General features: G+C 47.5%; 15 protein-coding genes. 11 read left to right on the forward strand and 4 right to left on the reverse strand.

Annotation, left to right across the window (positions count from 1 at the left end):
- Nucleotides 1-49 precede the first annotated feature (49 nt).
- A complete protein-coding gene (locus tag ACFVTB_RS10025) occupies nucleotides 50-667 on the forward strand; it encodes an acetate uptake transporter (protein WP_387748026.1) in 618 nt (205 codons plus the stop codon).
- Between the two features lie 80 nt (nucleotides 668-747).
- Here ACFVTB_RS10025 and ACFVTB_RS10030 read toward each other — a convergent pair whose 3' ends face one another.
- The 3 genes from ACFVTB_RS10030 to ACFVTB_RS10040 are packed head-to-tail and all read right to left on the reverse strand — an operon-like array spanning nucleotide 748 to nucleotide 2,678.
- Complete coding sequence (locus ACFVTB_RS10030) at nucleotides 748-1,431, reverse strand: hypothetical protein (protein WP_387748028.1); 684 nt, start codon at nucleotides 1,429-1,431, stop codon at nucleotides 748-750.
- Nucleotide 1,432: 1 nt separating this feature from the next.
- Nucleotides 1,433-2,302: an ATP-binding cassette domain-containing protein gene (locus ACFVTB_RS10035; RefSeq protein WP_387748030.1), complete on the reverse strand. Its 870-nt coding sequence runs from the start codon at nucleotides 2,300-2,302 to the stop codon at nucleotides 1,433-1,435.
- 7 nt (nucleotides 2,303-2,309) lie between these two features.
- Nucleotides 2,310-2,678, reverse strand: coding sequence for a GntR family transcriptional regulator (locus ACFVTB_RS10040; protein WP_387748032.1), 369 nt, complete (start codon nucleotides 2,676-2,678; stop codon nucleotides 2,310-2,312).
- Nucleotides 2,679-2,923: 245 nt separating this feature from the next.
- Between ACFVTB_RS10040 and ACFVTB_RS10045 the strand changes: the two genes are divergently transcribed.
- From ACFVTB_RS10045 to ACFVTB_RS10055, 3 genes are read left to right on the forward strand one after another with little or no spacing between them, the layout of a single operon-like run.
- Nucleotides 2,924-3,628 (forward strand): ABC transporter ATP-binding protein, encoded by a 705-nt coding sequence (locus tag ACFVTB_RS10045; RefSeq protein WP_387748034.1) that lies wholly within the window; start codon nucleotides 2,924-2,926, stop codon nucleotides 3,626-3,628.
- A gap of 2 nt (nucleotides 3,629-3,630) precedes the next feature.
- Nucleotides 3,631-5,955: an ABC transporter permease gene (locus tag ACFVTB_RS10050; RefSeq protein ID WP_387748577.1), complete on the forward strand. Its 2,325-nt coding sequence runs from the start codon at nucleotides 3,631-3,633 to the stop codon at nucleotides 5,953-5,955.
- 43 nt (nucleotides 5,956-5,998) lie between these two features.
- Nucleotides 5,999-7,309 carry an alpha/beta hydrolase-fold protein gene (locus ACFVTB_RS10055; RefSeq protein WP_387748036.1) on the forward strand — a complete coding sequence of 437 codons (1,311 nt, stop codon included), beginning with the start codon at nucleotides 5,999-6,001 and terminating at the stop codon, nucleotides 7,307-7,309.
- Between the two features lie 77 nt (nucleotides 7,310-7,386).
- On the opposite strand, the gene ACFVTB_RS10060 is transcribed toward ACFVTB_RS10055, so the two are convergent.
- Nucleotides 7,387-8,280, reverse strand: a complete 894-nt coding sequence (locus tag ACFVTB_RS10060) for a LysR family transcriptional regulator (RefSeq protein WP_387748038.1) — start codon at nucleotides 8,278-8,280, stop codon at nucleotides 7,387-7,389.
- 335 nt (nucleotides 8,281-8,615) lie between these two features.
- Between ACFVTB_RS10060 and ACFVTB_RS10065 the strand changes: the two genes are divergently transcribed.
- From ACFVTB_RS10065 to ACFVTB_RS10095, 7 genes are all read left to right on the forward strand, one after another.
- Nucleotides 8,616-9,527 carry a MetQ/NlpA family ABC transporter substrate-binding protein gene (locus ACFVTB_RS10065; RefSeq protein ID WP_387748040.1) on the forward strand — a complete coding sequence of 304 codons (912 nt, stop codon included), beginning with the start codon at nucleotides 8,616-8,618 and terminating at the stop codon, nucleotides 9,525-9,527.
- Nucleotides 9,528-9,544: 17 nt separating this feature from the next.
- A complete protein-coding gene (locus ACFVTB_RS10070) occupies nucleotides 9,545-10,882 on the forward strand; it encodes an LLM class flavin-dependent oxidoreductase (RefSeq protein WP_387748043.1) in 1,338 nt (445 codons plus the stop codon).
- A 48-nt stretch (nucleotides 10,883-10,930) separates the two neighbouring features.
- The gene (locus ACFVTB_RS10075) at nucleotides 10,931-11,704 is read left to right on the forward strand and encodes a methionine ABC transporter ATP-binding protein (protein ID WP_387748045.1); all 774 of its coding nucleotides are present in this window, start codon (nucleotides 10,931-10,933) and stop codon (nucleotides 11,702-11,704) included.
- Nucleotides 11,697-12,371, forward strand: a complete 675-nt coding sequence (locus ACFVTB_RS10080) for a methionine ABC transporter permease (RefSeq protein ID WP_387748047.1) — start codon at nucleotides 11,697-11,699, stop codon at nucleotides 12,369-12,371. Before ACFVTB_RS10075 ends, ACFVTB_RS10080 begins: the two co-directional genes overlap by 8 nt.
- 49 nt (nucleotides 12,372-12,420) lie before the next feature.
- Nucleotides 12,421-12,900, forward strand: a complete 480-nt coding sequence (locus tag ACFVTB_RS10085) for a DinB family protein (protein WP_387748049.1) — start codon at nucleotides 12,421-12,423, stop codon at nucleotides 12,898-12,900.
- Between the two features lie 14 nt (nucleotides 12,901-12,914).
- Nucleotides 12,915-14,090: an acyl-CoA dehydrogenase family protein gene (locus tag ACFVTB_RS10090; protein WP_387748051.1), complete on the forward strand. Its 1,176-nt coding sequence runs from the start codon at nucleotides 12,915-12,917 to the stop codon at nucleotides 14,088-14,090.
- A gap of 239 nt (nucleotides 14,091-14,329) precedes the next feature.
- Nucleotides 14,330-14,800, forward strand: coding sequence for a hypothetical protein (locus ACFVTB_RS10095; RefSeq protein ID WP_387748053.1), 471 nt, complete (start codon nucleotides 14,330-14,332; stop codon nucleotides 14,798-14,800).
- Nucleotides 14,801-14,805 lie beyond the last annotated feature (5 nt).

The following is a 14,805-nucleotide window of genomic DNA, read 5'->3' on the forward strand; positions in this document are numbered from 1 at the left end:
AGAATAGGCGTTCAAATTGTTTCTATTCAAATCGGAGGCTTCTTAGTTTATGACATCATCGTCGCAACAAAATGTAAAAATTGTAACAGCAGACCCTAGCGCAATTGGATTATTCGGTCTGGCCATCGTCACGCTGGTTGCTTCATCGCAAAAGCTGGACATTACTTCTGGATTGGGCTATGTCATTCCTTGGGCTATTTTTCTTGGCGCATTCGCTCAGCTATTTGCCTGCATTCAAGACGCTAAGCATAACAACACATTTGGAATGACAGCGTTCGGTGCTTATGCTTTCTTCTGGTTCGGTATGGCATCAAGCTGGTTAATTAAATTGGGTGTTTTTGGTCCAGAACTTGCATCTGCACTCGACGTGAAGCAGCTGGGCTTTGTATTTCTTGGCTATCTGATCTTTACGCTTTTCATGACTCTTGGCGCAATGGAAACCAATAAGGTACTATTCATCATTTTTATATTGATTGATCTCTTGTTTATTGGATTATGCCTTGACTCTTTTGGCGTTGGGAATGGTGCTTTTCACTCCTTGGCGGCTTATGCCGAGCTGGCAATTGCCATTGCTTCTTTCTACGGATGCGGCGCTGCCGTGTTGAATACACACTTTGGACGTGTATTTCTGCCCGTAGGCGCTCCTTTCAAAATATTCAAAAAGTAATGAAACGACTAAGACCCCTAGATGGACGCTTTCATCAAAAGCGCCTTCCTAGGGGTCTTTCTTTATCTATTCATTTTTCTTCAATGCGTCCTTCTCTTCGTGAACAGCCAGCCGCCACCCAAGAAAACGAGATAAAGGAGAAGATTAAATCCGACGCCTATCAGCAGCGATTCATTGAATAACAGTGTTTTGAAAAAATCGGCGACATGAACGCGCAGCGAAGGAATCGCCGTTCCGACCGGAATCGCCGCAATCAGAAGCGCCCACAGCAACCAACCGACAGGATGATAGTAACCGGAGACGAGAATGCTTAGAAGCGCCATCGCCATCAAATAAAAGGCGGTTTGGTAAAGGAAAGAGCCAGCCGCGCCAAAGTCATCCCAATGAAACGCTCCTATAAGGCTAATGATGTTCGAGTGATTTTGAAACACATATCCTTCAAGGACATGCCATACAGAATTGAACAGGGCGATGGCTGCTGCCCAGATGGCAAAGACGAGATGAAGTCCTTTATAATATTGCTCGCGGCTTGCCCCCAAATTTACGATGCGCCTGTAATAACTTAGCGGCAGTACAATTGCAATCAGCAGCAAAATGAGAATAAGCATGTTGCTTTCCGAAAGACGGGCACTTTGAATGCTGTCTATACTGAGGGTAACCATGATTTCTGCCAGCCTTCCAATCATGATGAAAATAATGACGCTCCATATATAAATCCTCATTTGAACATAGGTTGCCTTCAAATGAACGGCCCAAGCACCCAATCTAGCGACCCCCTTCGAGCAAATACGAGAAAAACTTTTGAAGCGTTAAATTTTCAATCGAAATGTCCATGGCGCGCGCTTGCTGCACGTCGGCCGCATGCAAGTTTTCATAAATGGCGGCGAGTGAGCCGTGTCCATAGGTTTCCGTATATAAAACCCGTTTTCCGGCTGTAAACGAAGCCACCGCCTCCGAATTTCCCCGGATGAGATGAGCGGCCATATGTATACGTTCCATCTCGTCATGAAGCAGAATAGAGCCGGCTTCTAGGATATAAACTTTTTCTGCAACGGGGGCGATTTCATCAATCAAATGAGTAGATAACAGAATCGTGCGCGGGTGATTGGCGTAATCCTCCAGAAGCGCCTTGTAAAATCGTTCTCTCATCGTGACATCGAGTCCGAGCACCGGCTCGTCATACAACGTTAGCGGTGCCCGGCTGGCTAAGCCGATGATGTTCCCTACCAGCGATTCCGTACCCCTTGAAAGCTGCCTTATTTTTTTGCGCGGATCGAGGCGAAATGTTTCAAGCAGCTCATGGGCTAACGTCCAGTCCCAGTTGGGATGAAATTTCGCGGCAAACTGCAAAATTTCAATAACCCGTGCTCCTCCGAAATACTTGTTGTTCTCGCGTACGAAACAGAAACCTTCCGGAAGCTCCCCTTGACTCAGCTTTTTTCCTCTGACCTCAATGGTGCCGTGGTTCGGAAAGATCCCGCCAGCGATCATGTTCAGCAGTGTTGTTTTGCCGGCACCGTTTCGCCCGAGCAAGCCGTATATGACATTTTCCTCAAGCTGCAGATTCAGATCTTGCAGCGCATAAGTTCGGCCGTATTTTTTGTTTAAATTGCCGCAAGTTAGAGCATTGCTCACCGTTCGTTTATTCCCCTCTCAACTGTTTGATCATGTGAAAGATATCTTCAGTTGTCAGTCCGAGTTTGTCAGCTTCAATCAGCAGATTGGACAACAGTTCCTTATAAAAACGATCTTTCCGCTTGTTTTGGATGATTAGTTTCGCATCAGCGGCAACAAACATGCCAAGCCCTCTTTTTTTGTAAAGAATACCCTCGTTAACGAGCAGGCCAATCCCCTTCACAACGGTTGCCGGGTTGATTTGAAGCATCTGCGACAACTGAGCCATGGAAAGAATTTGCTCGTCCACACGGAAAGTCCCGTTCAAAATATCGTCCTCTATGATTTCCGCTACTTGTTGAAAAATCGGTTGCTTATCGTCAAAAGTGACGTTCATTGCCTCACCATTCATCATATTAGTATGTTACTTATCCAACATACCATATTTGATGAGCAAATATTTGTCAATACCTGAAGGAGGGTTCCTCATTCTGCAGACCGTTGACAATAATTAACACATAAATTATAGTATGCTACACAAGTAACATACCGACATACTAACATGATGAAATGCTGAAGATCAAGACTCGGTAAAGTTAAGTTTTGAGGTTTCCCAATATACGATTCGAGGAGATGGATTTCGTGAAAAAGTTAATTGAGTTCAGAGAAGTAACGAAAGAGTACAAAATAGGAGAGATGAAAATCAAAGCGCTGGACGGGATAGATTTTTCCATCGCTGAGGGGGAATTCGTTGTTGTTTTGGGGGCAAGCGGAGCCGGCAAAAGCACGATTCTGAACATACTTGGGGGTATGGACACCGTTAGCTCAGGGCAAGTGTTTGTAGGCGATCAGGAAATAACAACATTAAGCGAGAAGAAAACAACGCAATATCGCGGCGAGAAAATCGGCTTTGTTTTTCAATTTTATAACTTGATTCCGAACTTGAACGCCCTGGAAAATGTTGAATTTGCCGCTGAAGTATGCAAAGAGCATTTGGATGCGAAGGACATTTTGCATAAAGTCGGGTTATCGAATCGTATGCAAAACTTCCCGTCCCAGCTCTCTGGAGGTGAACAGCAAAGGGTGGCGATCGCTAGAGCAGTTGCCAAAAATCCGTTACTGCTGCTTTGCGATGAACCAACCGGAGCTTTGGATTATATAACGGGCAAGTCCATCTTAAAGCTTCTTCAAGATTTGAACCGGGAGACAAGAAAATGTGTCGTTCTAGTCACTCATAATTCCGCCATTGCTCCAATGGCCGATAAGGTGATTAAGGTGAAGAGCGGAAGGATAGAAAGCATAACGATTAACGAGCATAAGCAAAGCGTTGAAGGGATTGAGTGGTGATGATGAATCTGTTCAAGAAGCTATTTCGAGATATTAAACAATCTGTTGGCCAATTTACGGCTTTTGTATTGGTTATCGCAGTAGGAGCTTTTTTCTACACAGGGCTCGTAACCTTAAGCGATAATCTGAGCGCCTATACGAAGGTTTATTTTAAGGAACATAATCTAAGCGACTTAAACATCTATTACCGTCATATTTCCAAAGAGGAGGCGGCGAGTTTAAGTAAGATAAATGGCATCCACAAGTTAGAAGGGCGCTATTCCTTCGATGCCGTGCAATCTTTTGAAGGTGACAAGGCCTCATTAAAAATTCATTCGATTCCTGAAAACAATGAAATCAATACGCCGACTGTAATCGAGGGCAGCATCCCAGCGAAAAAGGGTGAAATCTTAATCGATTCCCATTATGCCAAAGAACGTCATCTTCGGATCGGCGATGAAATGAGCATACGTACTGATAATAAAGATTTGAAGTTCATCATTAGCGGTTTGGGCGAAAATGTTGAATATGCAAAAAAGAACGACATACAAGACCATAACGCATATGGGGTAGCTTATATTAGCGAGGAGACCGTTCCAGAAGTCATAGAGAGCTTTTTCTATAATGAGCTTATGATTGATGCCAAAGAAGGCTTCGCGATCGGCAAGCTAAGTAAATCAATGGAGGAGGCATCTAAGCCATATTCTTATATCAATCAAGTCAGCAAGGAACGGACGTTCAGCTATTCCCAACTAAATGCCACCGTATACAATAACAAATTGATGAGCAAGGTTATACCGCTGGTGCTCTTCCTGATCGAAGCGATTATCTTATACCTGACGATGTCGAGGATCATCGATTCTCAAAGGAATCAAGTAGGCATTATGAAGGCTTTGGGTGTGAAAAACAGAAGCATCATGCTTCACTATATGGGATACCCGGTGCTGGTTGGCATAATCGGCTCTGTTCTAGGCTATGCCATTGCCGCATTCGTATTTGTTCCATTTATTACGGTGTCGAATGCAAGATCCTACTCTTTGCCAGGCATTGAATTCTCTCTTTCGCTATATTCCATTATTCCTCCGATCCTTATCTCTAGCGTTTTTGGAGTGCTGTCCTGTTACTTAAGCGGCAGAGCGATACTGAAGGAACGCGCAGCTCAAGCGATCCGTCCTAAACCGCCGAAGACGATGAAAAAGATCCTTATTGAAAGAATCCCAGCCGTTTGGAGCCGTCTTCCTTACAGCTACAAGCTTATTCTCAGAAATCTATTTCTCAATAAGCAAAAAGCTTTAGCGAGCTCGATTGGCGTTGTTGCCAGCACGGTTTTATTAATAACCGCTTTCGGTACGCAGACGTCCTTGCAAAAAGTCGCCAACCAAGTTGAAGAGGTGTATACCTATGACTTAAGAGTGGATTATAAAATGGGGGCGTCGGAGGATGCTTTTCAACTGCCCTCGGGTATTAAAAACAGTTTTTTCCTGTCCGCCTTTCCGATTGAATTGATGGAGAATAATGTAGTGGAAAAGGCCGTTTTAGTGGTGACGGAGAAAGCAAACAATCTCATTCATTTTTTTGACGAGAAGGACAATCGCATAGATTTGGAAAACGACGGTGTGCTTGTACCCAAATCATACGCCGATAAATACGGCATTGCAGTAGGGGATTACATCCAAATAGCGTTTGCAGCGCCAGAGTTTAATCATATGACAGTAAGTATGAAGGTGTTAAGCATATCTACGCAGTATTCGAATCCGTCGTTTTATATCACGCCCGAGTATTTAAACCGTTTTGAGGTGGATTACCGTCCAACCTCACTTCTGGTAGAAGCGGATAGCCCGGCTGATCTGATCGGCATCCGCAGCTTTTTTGAACAAAATCCTCAAGTAGATGCGGTTACGGATAAGACGGATTTAAAGAAATCAGCACAGTATATATTGGAACAAAACAGTTTTCTATTTGTTATGTTTATCATCTGTGCGGTCGTCCTTTCTTTTGGAGCTATCTATACGATCTCTTCCATCAATATCTATGAACGAGCTCGTGAGCTCGCGACCCTTAAAGTGCTGGGCTATCAAAAAAATAAAATAAACAGGCTTATCTTTGTTGAAAACATCAGTCTAACCGTATTTGCAATACTTATTGCTTTACCGATCGGCGGCTATATGTATGCGAATGTTGTAAAAGCACTGTCCAGCACGCATCAACAAATCCCCGATCGATTGAATATTTTTATTCTACTGGTTTCTGTTGGTCTTGCCCTCTTGCTCACCGTTCTGGCTAACCTCATGCTTAGAAGAAAAGTGACTAAAATCAATATGATTGAATCGTTAAAGAGTGTAGAATAACGATTAGTATCGTATTCAAGTCATCGGTGGGGAGGTCGTCTTATTGGCTTCAAGAGTGGAAACAATTTCGCATTTTTATTCTAAGATTCTAAATAACGAGAGGGATATTTTCGTTTATTTGCCTCCTAGTTACGATAGGAATGCCAGCGAAGATTTTCCCGTATTGTACATGCATGATGGCCAGCAAATGTTTGCTCAAGACCGCTTTGGCGAAAGCTGGAACGTACATCAGACGGTTGATCGGCTTATTGGCGAAGGCAAGCTGGATGAAATTATCGTTGTTGCCGTTTCCTCGCTGTCGCATTGGCAAAGGCTGTCGGAATACTTCCACGATGTGCCTTCTGCCAAGGGAGCTTTTCCGTCGGAATGGAGCGGCATGCTGTTCGAACGTTTTCTAATCGAGGAAGTTAAAGCATATATTGATCGCACCTACCGAACGCTGCCCGATAGGAAGCATACCGGGATGATCGGTTCTTCGGCGGGCGGCCTGCTTTCGTATCATATCGGTTTTAGGCGTCCTGATGTGTTCGGCCAGATCGGAATTATGTCGCCATTCTTCATCCATACAATCTGGGAGGGTGCGAACCGAACGGAAATCCCGATTTATGAGCAGTTTGCGGCTAAGCCGCCAATTCGGATATGGCTTGATATGGGAGGGGCTGAAGGGCTTCTAACCGTTTCTCAAGCGAGGCAGGTTGCTGACGAAATGATTGGAAACGGGTTCAAACCGGACAGCGATCTTGCTTTCTATTTCGACCCGGAGGCGGCGCATACCCAACAGGCTTGGGCGGATCGGATTCACGCGCCGTTGCTTTATATGTTCGGAAGAACAGGTACGCCTCAAGACATACGCATTTACGGGAGAACGAAGATTGGCTTGCGAGGTTTGAAGGTTCGCCTCTATCCGAACGTCGAGTATGACAGCGGCTTTGTCATGAGCTTGCTGGAAGCCGATTATGTCGTTGAAAACCCGGAGATTGCAATCGTTGAAGCGGACGGCAGCGTTATTGCCCGCCAATTAGGAACGACGAATGTGACGGTACGTTATGCCGGGCTTCACGCTACAATCCAGATTGAAGTTGTCCTGGAAGTAACGGAAACGGTACAGCTTGATGTGACAGTTGAGGTACCGCCGGATACGCCGAAGGATGACCGTATTTACACCGGATTCGAAATTCCGAGAGTGGCGGACGGGCTGTATCGCGGTTCCTTTGTTTTGCCGCGCGATCTAAAGTTTGATGTGCCGCTTATTAACCAGTTTGGCCGTTATGAGAAACAGGCGGTCAATAGGCGGTTTTCAACAGAAAACGACGCCTCGCTGCATTTTAAAATAGAAGAATGGGAGCAGCTTTAATAACCGATTTTCCTCGAGAAAAAGGACCTCAGTTCCACTTTAAAGTGGAACTGAGGTCCTTTCCATTTAATCAACAATCAAATCGATATTTTGCTGCTGCCGTTACTAATAAGATCGATGAGATAGCGCAGCGGGGCGGACAGATGCTTGTTTTTATGAATAATGATCTGTGTGTAAAAGGAGGACAGTGTGTCCTCGCGAATCGAAAAGGCGGCCAACTGCTCTTTGCTTAACATATCGTTGGCTGCAATTTTCGGAATCATCGCAATGCCCATCCCGTACAGAACGCACTGCTTTATGCCCTCCAGACTGCCCATTTCGGATACAACCTGATAGGAAATGCCCTTGTCGCTCATCGATCGCTCCAGTGCGCTTCGGTAGCAGCAGCCCTTCTCTGTCAGAATGAAGGAGCTGTTTTCCAACTCGCGCAAGCTCATGTCATTTCGCCCGTGCAGCGGATGATCCTTGGAGCAAATAAAGATCAGCTCCTCATTGCGGACGCTAATGGATATGAGCTCCGGGTCGGTGACTGGCATGTCCAGTACAAAGCCGATGTCCAGCTCATTGTTTTTTATTTTACGAATAATTTCATGATCTGAGGTCGGGAAGAAGACAACATTGGCCTGCGGATAGCGGTTGCGGAAAGATTGGAAATGAGGCGGCAGGAAAAAGGCGGCCAGCGTCTCCGTCGTTCCTATCGCCAAATTAACCTCGGACGCTGTGCTAAACGTCTCCTGGGCTTGGTGATAGCCTTGCGCGATTTGATCTGCGTAAGCTAGCATTTGCACGCCGCTGGGAGTCAGCTTCAATCGTTTGCTGCTGCGCTCAAACAGCTTGGTGCCAAAGTGATTTTCCAGCCGCTGAATTTGCACGCTTACCGTGGGCTGGGCGTAACCGAGCTTGGCGGCGGCTCGGGTCAGATTTTGACAGCGCGCTACCTCGCGAAACGTGATGAAATATTGAATATCCAAATTACAGCTCACCTTTTTCATTAAATATATTAATGAGATACATAGTAATAAATCAGAATCAATTAGGAACTGGAACAGGAATATTTATGGTAATAGTATGACATGAACGGTCTATGAGATCAATCATTCATATATTAGCTAGCTCTAGCATCTCAATCATTAAAAAGTATAATGATTCATATTGCAAAGTATAGTCTTTTATAATGAAAAAATTCTGCTATACTATAAATATTCGTAGCGGATAACTTGGATTTAAAATGAATGTACTTCTCATGGAAGAGATTCATATCAAAAGGCTTTCAACTAGACCATACTTTTGAAGGAGAGAACAACAAATGAAGAAGTCTGCATTCGCTATCCTCTTGTCAATTATGACATTAATTCTGATTTCTGCTTGCGGTACGCAGGCGCCAAATGCCGGCAATACGGCACCTGCTGCAAATACGCAGTCCGAGAATGAAACGGGTAATAAAAATTCGGATTCCAATAAGGAAGCCGGAAGCAATGATAAACCTGAAGATCATGTTATCAAGCTGTTAGCCAATAGCTCGAACCATAATGACGAGGTGGCAGCTATTCTGGTGAAGGAAGTCGAGAAGCTGGGCTACAAGCTGGAGTTCAAGGTGCCAACCGATATTATTATCGCCAATAAAGAAGTGGTTGAAGGCAACTATGATGTCGTTATCGGCAACCATTCGGCTGCGTTGAAGGCATTTAATGAAGGGAATAACGCTAATCTGGTTCCGGCCTTCCTGACGACGTTTGCGCCTAACGGCATCTATTCCAAGAAGTACGCTTCCTTTAAAGATCTGCCAGACGGCGCGACAATCGGCATTCCCGGCGATACGGGGAACGGCGGGCGTCCGCTGCTGATTATGCAAAATACCGGGCTGATTAAACTCAAAGAAGGATTGGATGTAACGAAGATTACAACGTCCGATATTGTGGAGAATCCTCATAACTTCAAATTTAAGACGTTGGAGACAGGACTGCTGCTGCGCGCCCTTGACGATCTCGACGCAGGATTCCTCTTCCAAAGCCAGCGTGTGCAAGGCGGTTTGAAGCTGGAGGATGCATTTGGACTTGAGAGCGCGGAAGTAAAGGACTTCTACATTATTGCCGCGACACGTCCTGAACTCGCCGATTCGCCAAAGATCGAAGCGCTGAAGAAGGCCTACTATTCCGACGCTGTGAAAGAATTTTACAAAACACGTTTTGACGAAGGAAGCATCTATTACGCGTGGTAAGAAGGGAGCAGGCAAACATGAGCCAAGCAAGACGTCTTGTGTTGGGAACTTCGCTCAGTATCGGAGGCAGCCATACGACTGTATGGCGCCATCCGCGATACTGGTCGGATGCGTCCATTAATATCGATTACTTTGTTTCTGCCGCACGTAAGGCGGAGGAAGGCAAGCTCGACTTTGTTTTTGTGGGGGACAGCTTATATGTCAACGATCATACCGCCCCGCATCTGATTAATCGGCTGGAGCCGCTTACGCTCCTCTCCGTAGTGGCAGGCGCAACCTCGCGGATCGGACTTGTGGGGACTTTGTCTACAACGTATCACGAGCCCTTTCATGTTGCCCGCTTGTTTGGCTCGCTTGACCATGTCAGCCGGGGAAGAGCCGGCTGGAATGTCGTCACGACCGCACTTCCGGGTACGGCTGAAAATTTCAGCCGCGACCGTCATTTGGAACATGATCAGCGCTACAAGGTGGCAACCGAGTTTCTCGATGTCGTAAAGGGACTGTGGGACAGCTGGGAGGAAGACGCGTTCTTGCGTGACAAGAACACCGGTGTATATTTCGACTCAAGCAAGCTTCATACGTTGAATTACAAAGGCGAGCACTTCTCGGTGCGCGGTCCACTTAGTATGGAACGCACGCCGCAGGGGCGGCCGGTTATCGTGCAAGCCGGTTCCTCGGACGCGGGCAAGGACTTTGCTGCCAGACATGCGGAAATTGTATTTACCCACCAGAACAGCATTGAAGAGTCGAAACGCTTCTACCATGACATTAAGGAGCGGGCAGCTAAGCTTGGGCGGAACCCGAATGAGCTGCTCGTACTGCCCGGTATCAGTACGATTGTGGCAGACAGCGCTGAACAATCCCAGCAAAAGCAGGGTGAAATCGATGCCTTGATCGATATTGGCGAAGCGTTGAAGGAGTTGGAACGTTACTTTGATGCTAATGCGATCGCCCGTATCGACCTGGATGAGCAACTGACGCCACATCTGGATGGACTGTTGACCGATGGCTACAAAGCAGAGACCGATCGAATTGCCCAGCTTGTCCGGAAGGAAAGTCTGACTTTGCGAGGCCTAGCGCTTCGGATGTCGACGCGTGCCGGGCATAATCCTTTCGTCGGTTCGGCCGAGCATGTCGCGGACGCCATTCAAAAGTGGTACGAAGCAGAGGCCGCGGACGGCTTTATCGTCAGCTCCGGTCCAATCGTACCGGAAGGCCTGCATCATTTTGTCGAGCAGGTTGTCCCGATTTTGCAAAGCCGCGGCCTATATCATACAGACTACAGAGCAGAGACATTGCGGGGGCAGCTGGGGCTGCCGGTTCCTCCTAATCGCTATACGCAGGTCACAACCTAGCGGAAGCCTGCCCTAGCCAGATGTACATTTAATGGAGGAGAGCAGCCGATGATTTCACTTCGCAATATAAATAAGAGCTTTGATATGCCAACGGGCACTTTGGCCGCAGTTAACAATGTTTCCATCGAGATCGAGAAGGGAGATATTTACGGGATAATCGGCTTTAGCGGAGCCGGCAAGTCAACCTTACTGCGCACGATTAATTTACTGGAGCGTCCGGACAGCGGCACGATCATCGTAGACGGCAAACCGCTCGCCGAATTGAGCAAAGGGGAGCTTCGCAAGGAGCGGCAGTCAATATCGATGATCTTTCAGCATTTTCATCTGTTAAATAATTTGACGGTCTACGATAATGTGGCTTTCCCATTGAAAATAGCCGGCGTGCCCAGAGCAGAGCGGCGTAAGCGCGTTGAGGAATGCTTGAACATTCTGGATATCGGCGATAAGATCGACGCCTATCCGGCTAAGCTAAGCGGCGGGCAGAAGCAGCGGGTAGCCATTGCCCGTGCGATTGCCAACCATCCGAAGGTACTGCTATGCGATGAGCCGACCTCTTCGGTCGATCCGCAGACAACAGGGGATATTCTGAAGCATTTGGCCCATATTAACCGCCGGCTCGGCATTACAATCGTTATCGTAACTCATGAGATGGATGTCGTTCGGGCGATCTGCAATAAAGTGGCGGTAATGGAACAGGGAGTTATCGTGGAGGATTTCGAAATGAATAACCGCGATTATGTGCCGAAGTCCAAAATCGCCAGCTATTTGTTCAAAAGTGAGAACTTTTATGCAGAAGAGGTAGGGGGGAGCTTGCATGGATGAGGCGATTAATCAGATTGCCAAGGCGTTGCCCGATTTCTGGGTCGCGTTCGGCGAATCCTGGTACATGCTGCTAATCTCTATTCCCATTACGGTCTTGCTGGGCGTTCCGCTCGGAACCGTTCTGTACTTTATCCGGCCAGGCTCCAGATTCAAGGCGCCGCGGACTTATATTTTGCTTAACGGCCTCGTTAATATCGTCCGTTCCTTCCCTTTCATTGTACTGCTGATCGCGATTATTCCGATCACTAGGCTGATCGTCGGAACAGCTCTCGGGACGACAGCGGTTATCGTTCCTCTGGTAGTTGCTTCTACGCCGTATTTTGCCAGATTTATCGAGCAAAGTTTGCTAGAGATCAACAGGGGACTTATCGAAGCGGCGGAATCGATGGGGGCCAGCTTGCCTCGCATCATATGGAGCGTGCTCTATGTGGAAGCGCGTTCCAGCATCGTCAATTCGATCGTCATTATTCTCGTCAGCTTTTTGAATTACTCATCCGTTGCCGGGCTTGTCGGAGGGGGTGGACTAGGCGACTTCGCTCTCCGCTACGGTTACCAGCGATATGAGACGTATACGATGGCTTTTACAATTATAGTGATTGTCATCTGTGTGCAGCTGTTCCAGTTCGTCGGCAACTACATCGTCAGCAAGCTGGACAAACGTCTGTAGTCTGTAGAAGCAAATGTATACAACCACACATCCAAGGAGGAAATAGGTTATGACACAATCGAGTAAAGAGCAGTTGGTGGCCGCGTATAAAGCAGGGGGAGAGGCATTGGCGAAAGCAGTACTAGGCTTGAGTGAAGCCGAGCTGCTGCACCATCGTTTGCCGGAGAAGTGGTCGGTCAAGCAGATTGCGGTTCATTTGGCGGATGCGGAGCTTGCGGTGTCCTTCCGTGTACGGAATATTTTGTCGGAGAAGGATCCAGCGATACAGCCATTCGAGCAGGACAACTGGACCGATTCGCTAAATTATGAAGCGCTAGATCTGGCGGCTGCGCTGGAACGCTTCCGATTGCTTCGCACTGCTAACAGCGAGCTGCTGGAACGGATCGGAGATGCGGAGTGGGAGCGCACCGGAGCGCATCCGGAGAACGGACTGATTACACTGGAGCAGCTGATTGCTGGACAAATCAACCATCTGCAAGGGCATCTGGATCAAATTCAAGCAAGCATTGAAGACTACCGCAGCAGATAAGAGGAATGAGAAGAATGAGCAGCGAAGAAAACTTGTCAAATAAAAGCAAAGATACTGAGTTGACGGCTTTGGCAAAGCAGCTCGCGGCCCGATTCGCAGAGCGTGCGCCCAAGCATGATCGCGAGGGCTCCTTTCCATTCGACAATTTCGAGGATTTGAAGCAGGCAGGGTGTCTGAAGCTTACAGTCCCTAAGGAATTCGGCGGCGACGAAATCTCCCTGTTCTCACTTGTGCAATTTCTGGAACAGATCGCCAAAGGCGACGGCTCCACTGCGCTTTCCCTTGGCTGGCATCTCGGATTGATTTTGCAGCTTCGGACGACCCGCCGCTGGCCGGAGCATCTGTTTGCCCGAGTGTGCAAGCTTGCGGTAGAGAAAGGCGAATTGTACAACGGATATATTAGCGAGCCTGGAATCGGAAGTCCGAGCCGCGGCGCAAAGCCGCGCACAACGGCTGTCCGTACGGAAGGCGGTTGGCTGCTGAGCGGACGCAAAAGCTTCAGCACGCTGCTGCCAAACATTAATCATTTCAGCGTCATCGCATCGATCGACGGGGAAGCGGCAACCGGAGAATTTTACGTGGATCGCCAGGCGGGCGTGGGAATGAAAGAAACGTGGGATACGCTTGGCATGCGCTCGACCGGCAGCCATGATCTGCTGCTGGATCGCGTATTTGTGCCGGAGGAGTCTGTTCTCTATATCACGCCGGACGGTCAGAAGCAGAAACGTCCGCAGGATGGACTCGGCTTTCTGATGTTCATCTCCGCTTGTTACCTCGGACTGGCTGCTGCAGCCCGAGATTATGCGGTGGAGTTCGCCCGCACATATCAGCCGGACAGTCTCGGTATGCCAATCGGGGAGCTGCCTCTTATTCAGCAGCATCTCGGGCTGATCGAGGCGGAGCTGACGACGGCGCGCACGCTGCTGCATGCGATGGCTCGTCGCTGGGATGAAGAGCCGGAGGAGCGGGAGTCGCTGAAGCCGGAATTTGCGCTGACCAAGTATACGGCAGTTAACAGTGCGATTAGCATCTCGGATCGCGCGATGCGGGTGTGCGGAGGCTCCAGTTTGTCCCGCTCAAATCCGCTGGAGCGAATTTATCGTGATATTCGGGCTGGCCTATACAATCCGCCGCTCGACGATTTGGTCATTAAAGATCTCGCTTTTAAGGCGCTTGGCAAGTATAGTTAGTGAAGTTGAAGCGAGTGTAAAAAGACAATTGTAAAACGCCGGCAAGATGTCAAAACAATATGATATCTTGCCGGCGTTGTTTTATATATCATTCCTGCGACATAGGAGTTTGATAAAGGTGAAAACAAATTTGGGTCAGGTTGTTTGGCTTTGCCGCTCGATTCATCAGTGAAAGGCAGAATCTTTTGTACGCTCTGACGTTCATTTTATTGTTTTTCCTTATAGGTGATGTCAAAATATTGATGAAGTCGTCTGCTTGCACTCTCGATCGCGCTGCTTATCGCAGCCAGTGTATGGAGGGGGCTTTTGTAAAATCTGCGGGCAGAAGAGTCACGGTACTGCTTGTCGCCGGAAAAGTGTTGTTCGGCGTGGCCGCTTTTATCGTGAGCGTTCTTTGGACTATTAATTTAGGTGCAAAGCCTATTACGAAACCCGATAATTTACCAGCTAATCTAACTGCATCAATCGATGAAACGAAACTGGATTCTGCTGAAGTGATGTTGAAAAATATCGAAACGATGAATGCTTTCGGAAGCCGAACAACGGGCTCTGAAGGTCATAATAGCTTTATTGCATGGCTTGAGCAACAAGTAACAGATAGGGGGCTTACCGTATATCGCAACAGCTATACGTTTGATCGGTGGGAGGAAAAGAAAAGTGCTATCCTTATCGACAAACTACTCTGGTTCTTCTTGGTGTTTCATCACTAGATGGG

This window comes from Paenibacillus sp. NPDC058071 (assembly GCF_042885235.1).
In the GTDB taxonomy this organism is placed as follows: domain Bacteria; phylum Bacillota; class Bacilli; order Paenibacillales; family Paenibacillaceae; genus Pristimantibacillus.

Coding starts and splice junctions, on each gene's coding strand:
- ACFVTB_RS10025 (WP_387748026.1), top strand. CDS start 50: ATGACATCATCGTCGCAACAAAATGTAAAAATTGTAACAGCAGACCCT.
- ACFVTB_RS10080 (WP_387748047.1), top strand. CDS start 11,697: ATGGATGAGGCGATTAATCAGATTGCCAAGGCGTTGCCCGATTTCTGG.
- ACFVTB_RS10075 (WP_387748045.1), top strand. CDS start 10,931: ATGATTTCACTTCGCAATATAAATAAGAGCTTTGATATGCCAACGGGC.
- ACFVTB_RS10040 (WP_387748032.1), bottom strand. CDS start 2,678: ATGAACGTCACTTTTGACGATAAGCAACCGATTTTTCAACAAGTAGCG.
- ACFVTB_RS10065 (WP_387748040.1), top strand. CDS start 8,616: ATGAAGAAGTCTGCATTCGCTATCCTCTTGTCAATTATGACATTAATT.
- ACFVTB_RS10070 (WP_387748043.1), top strand. CDS start 9,545: ATGAGCCAAGCAAGACGTCTTGTGTTGGGAACTTCGCTCAGTATCGGA.
- ACFVTB_RS10050 (WP_387748577.1), top strand. CDS start 3,631: ATGAATCTGTTCAAGAAGCTATTTCGAGATATTAAACAATCTGTTGGC.
- ACFVTB_RS10085 (WP_387748049.1), top strand. CDS start 12,421: ATGACACAATCGAGTAAAGAGCAGTTGGTGGCCGCGTATAAAGCAGGG.
- ACFVTB_RS10090 (WP_387748051.1), top strand. CDS start 12,915: ATGAGCAGCGAAGAAAACTTGTCAAATAAAAGCAAAGATACTGAGTTG.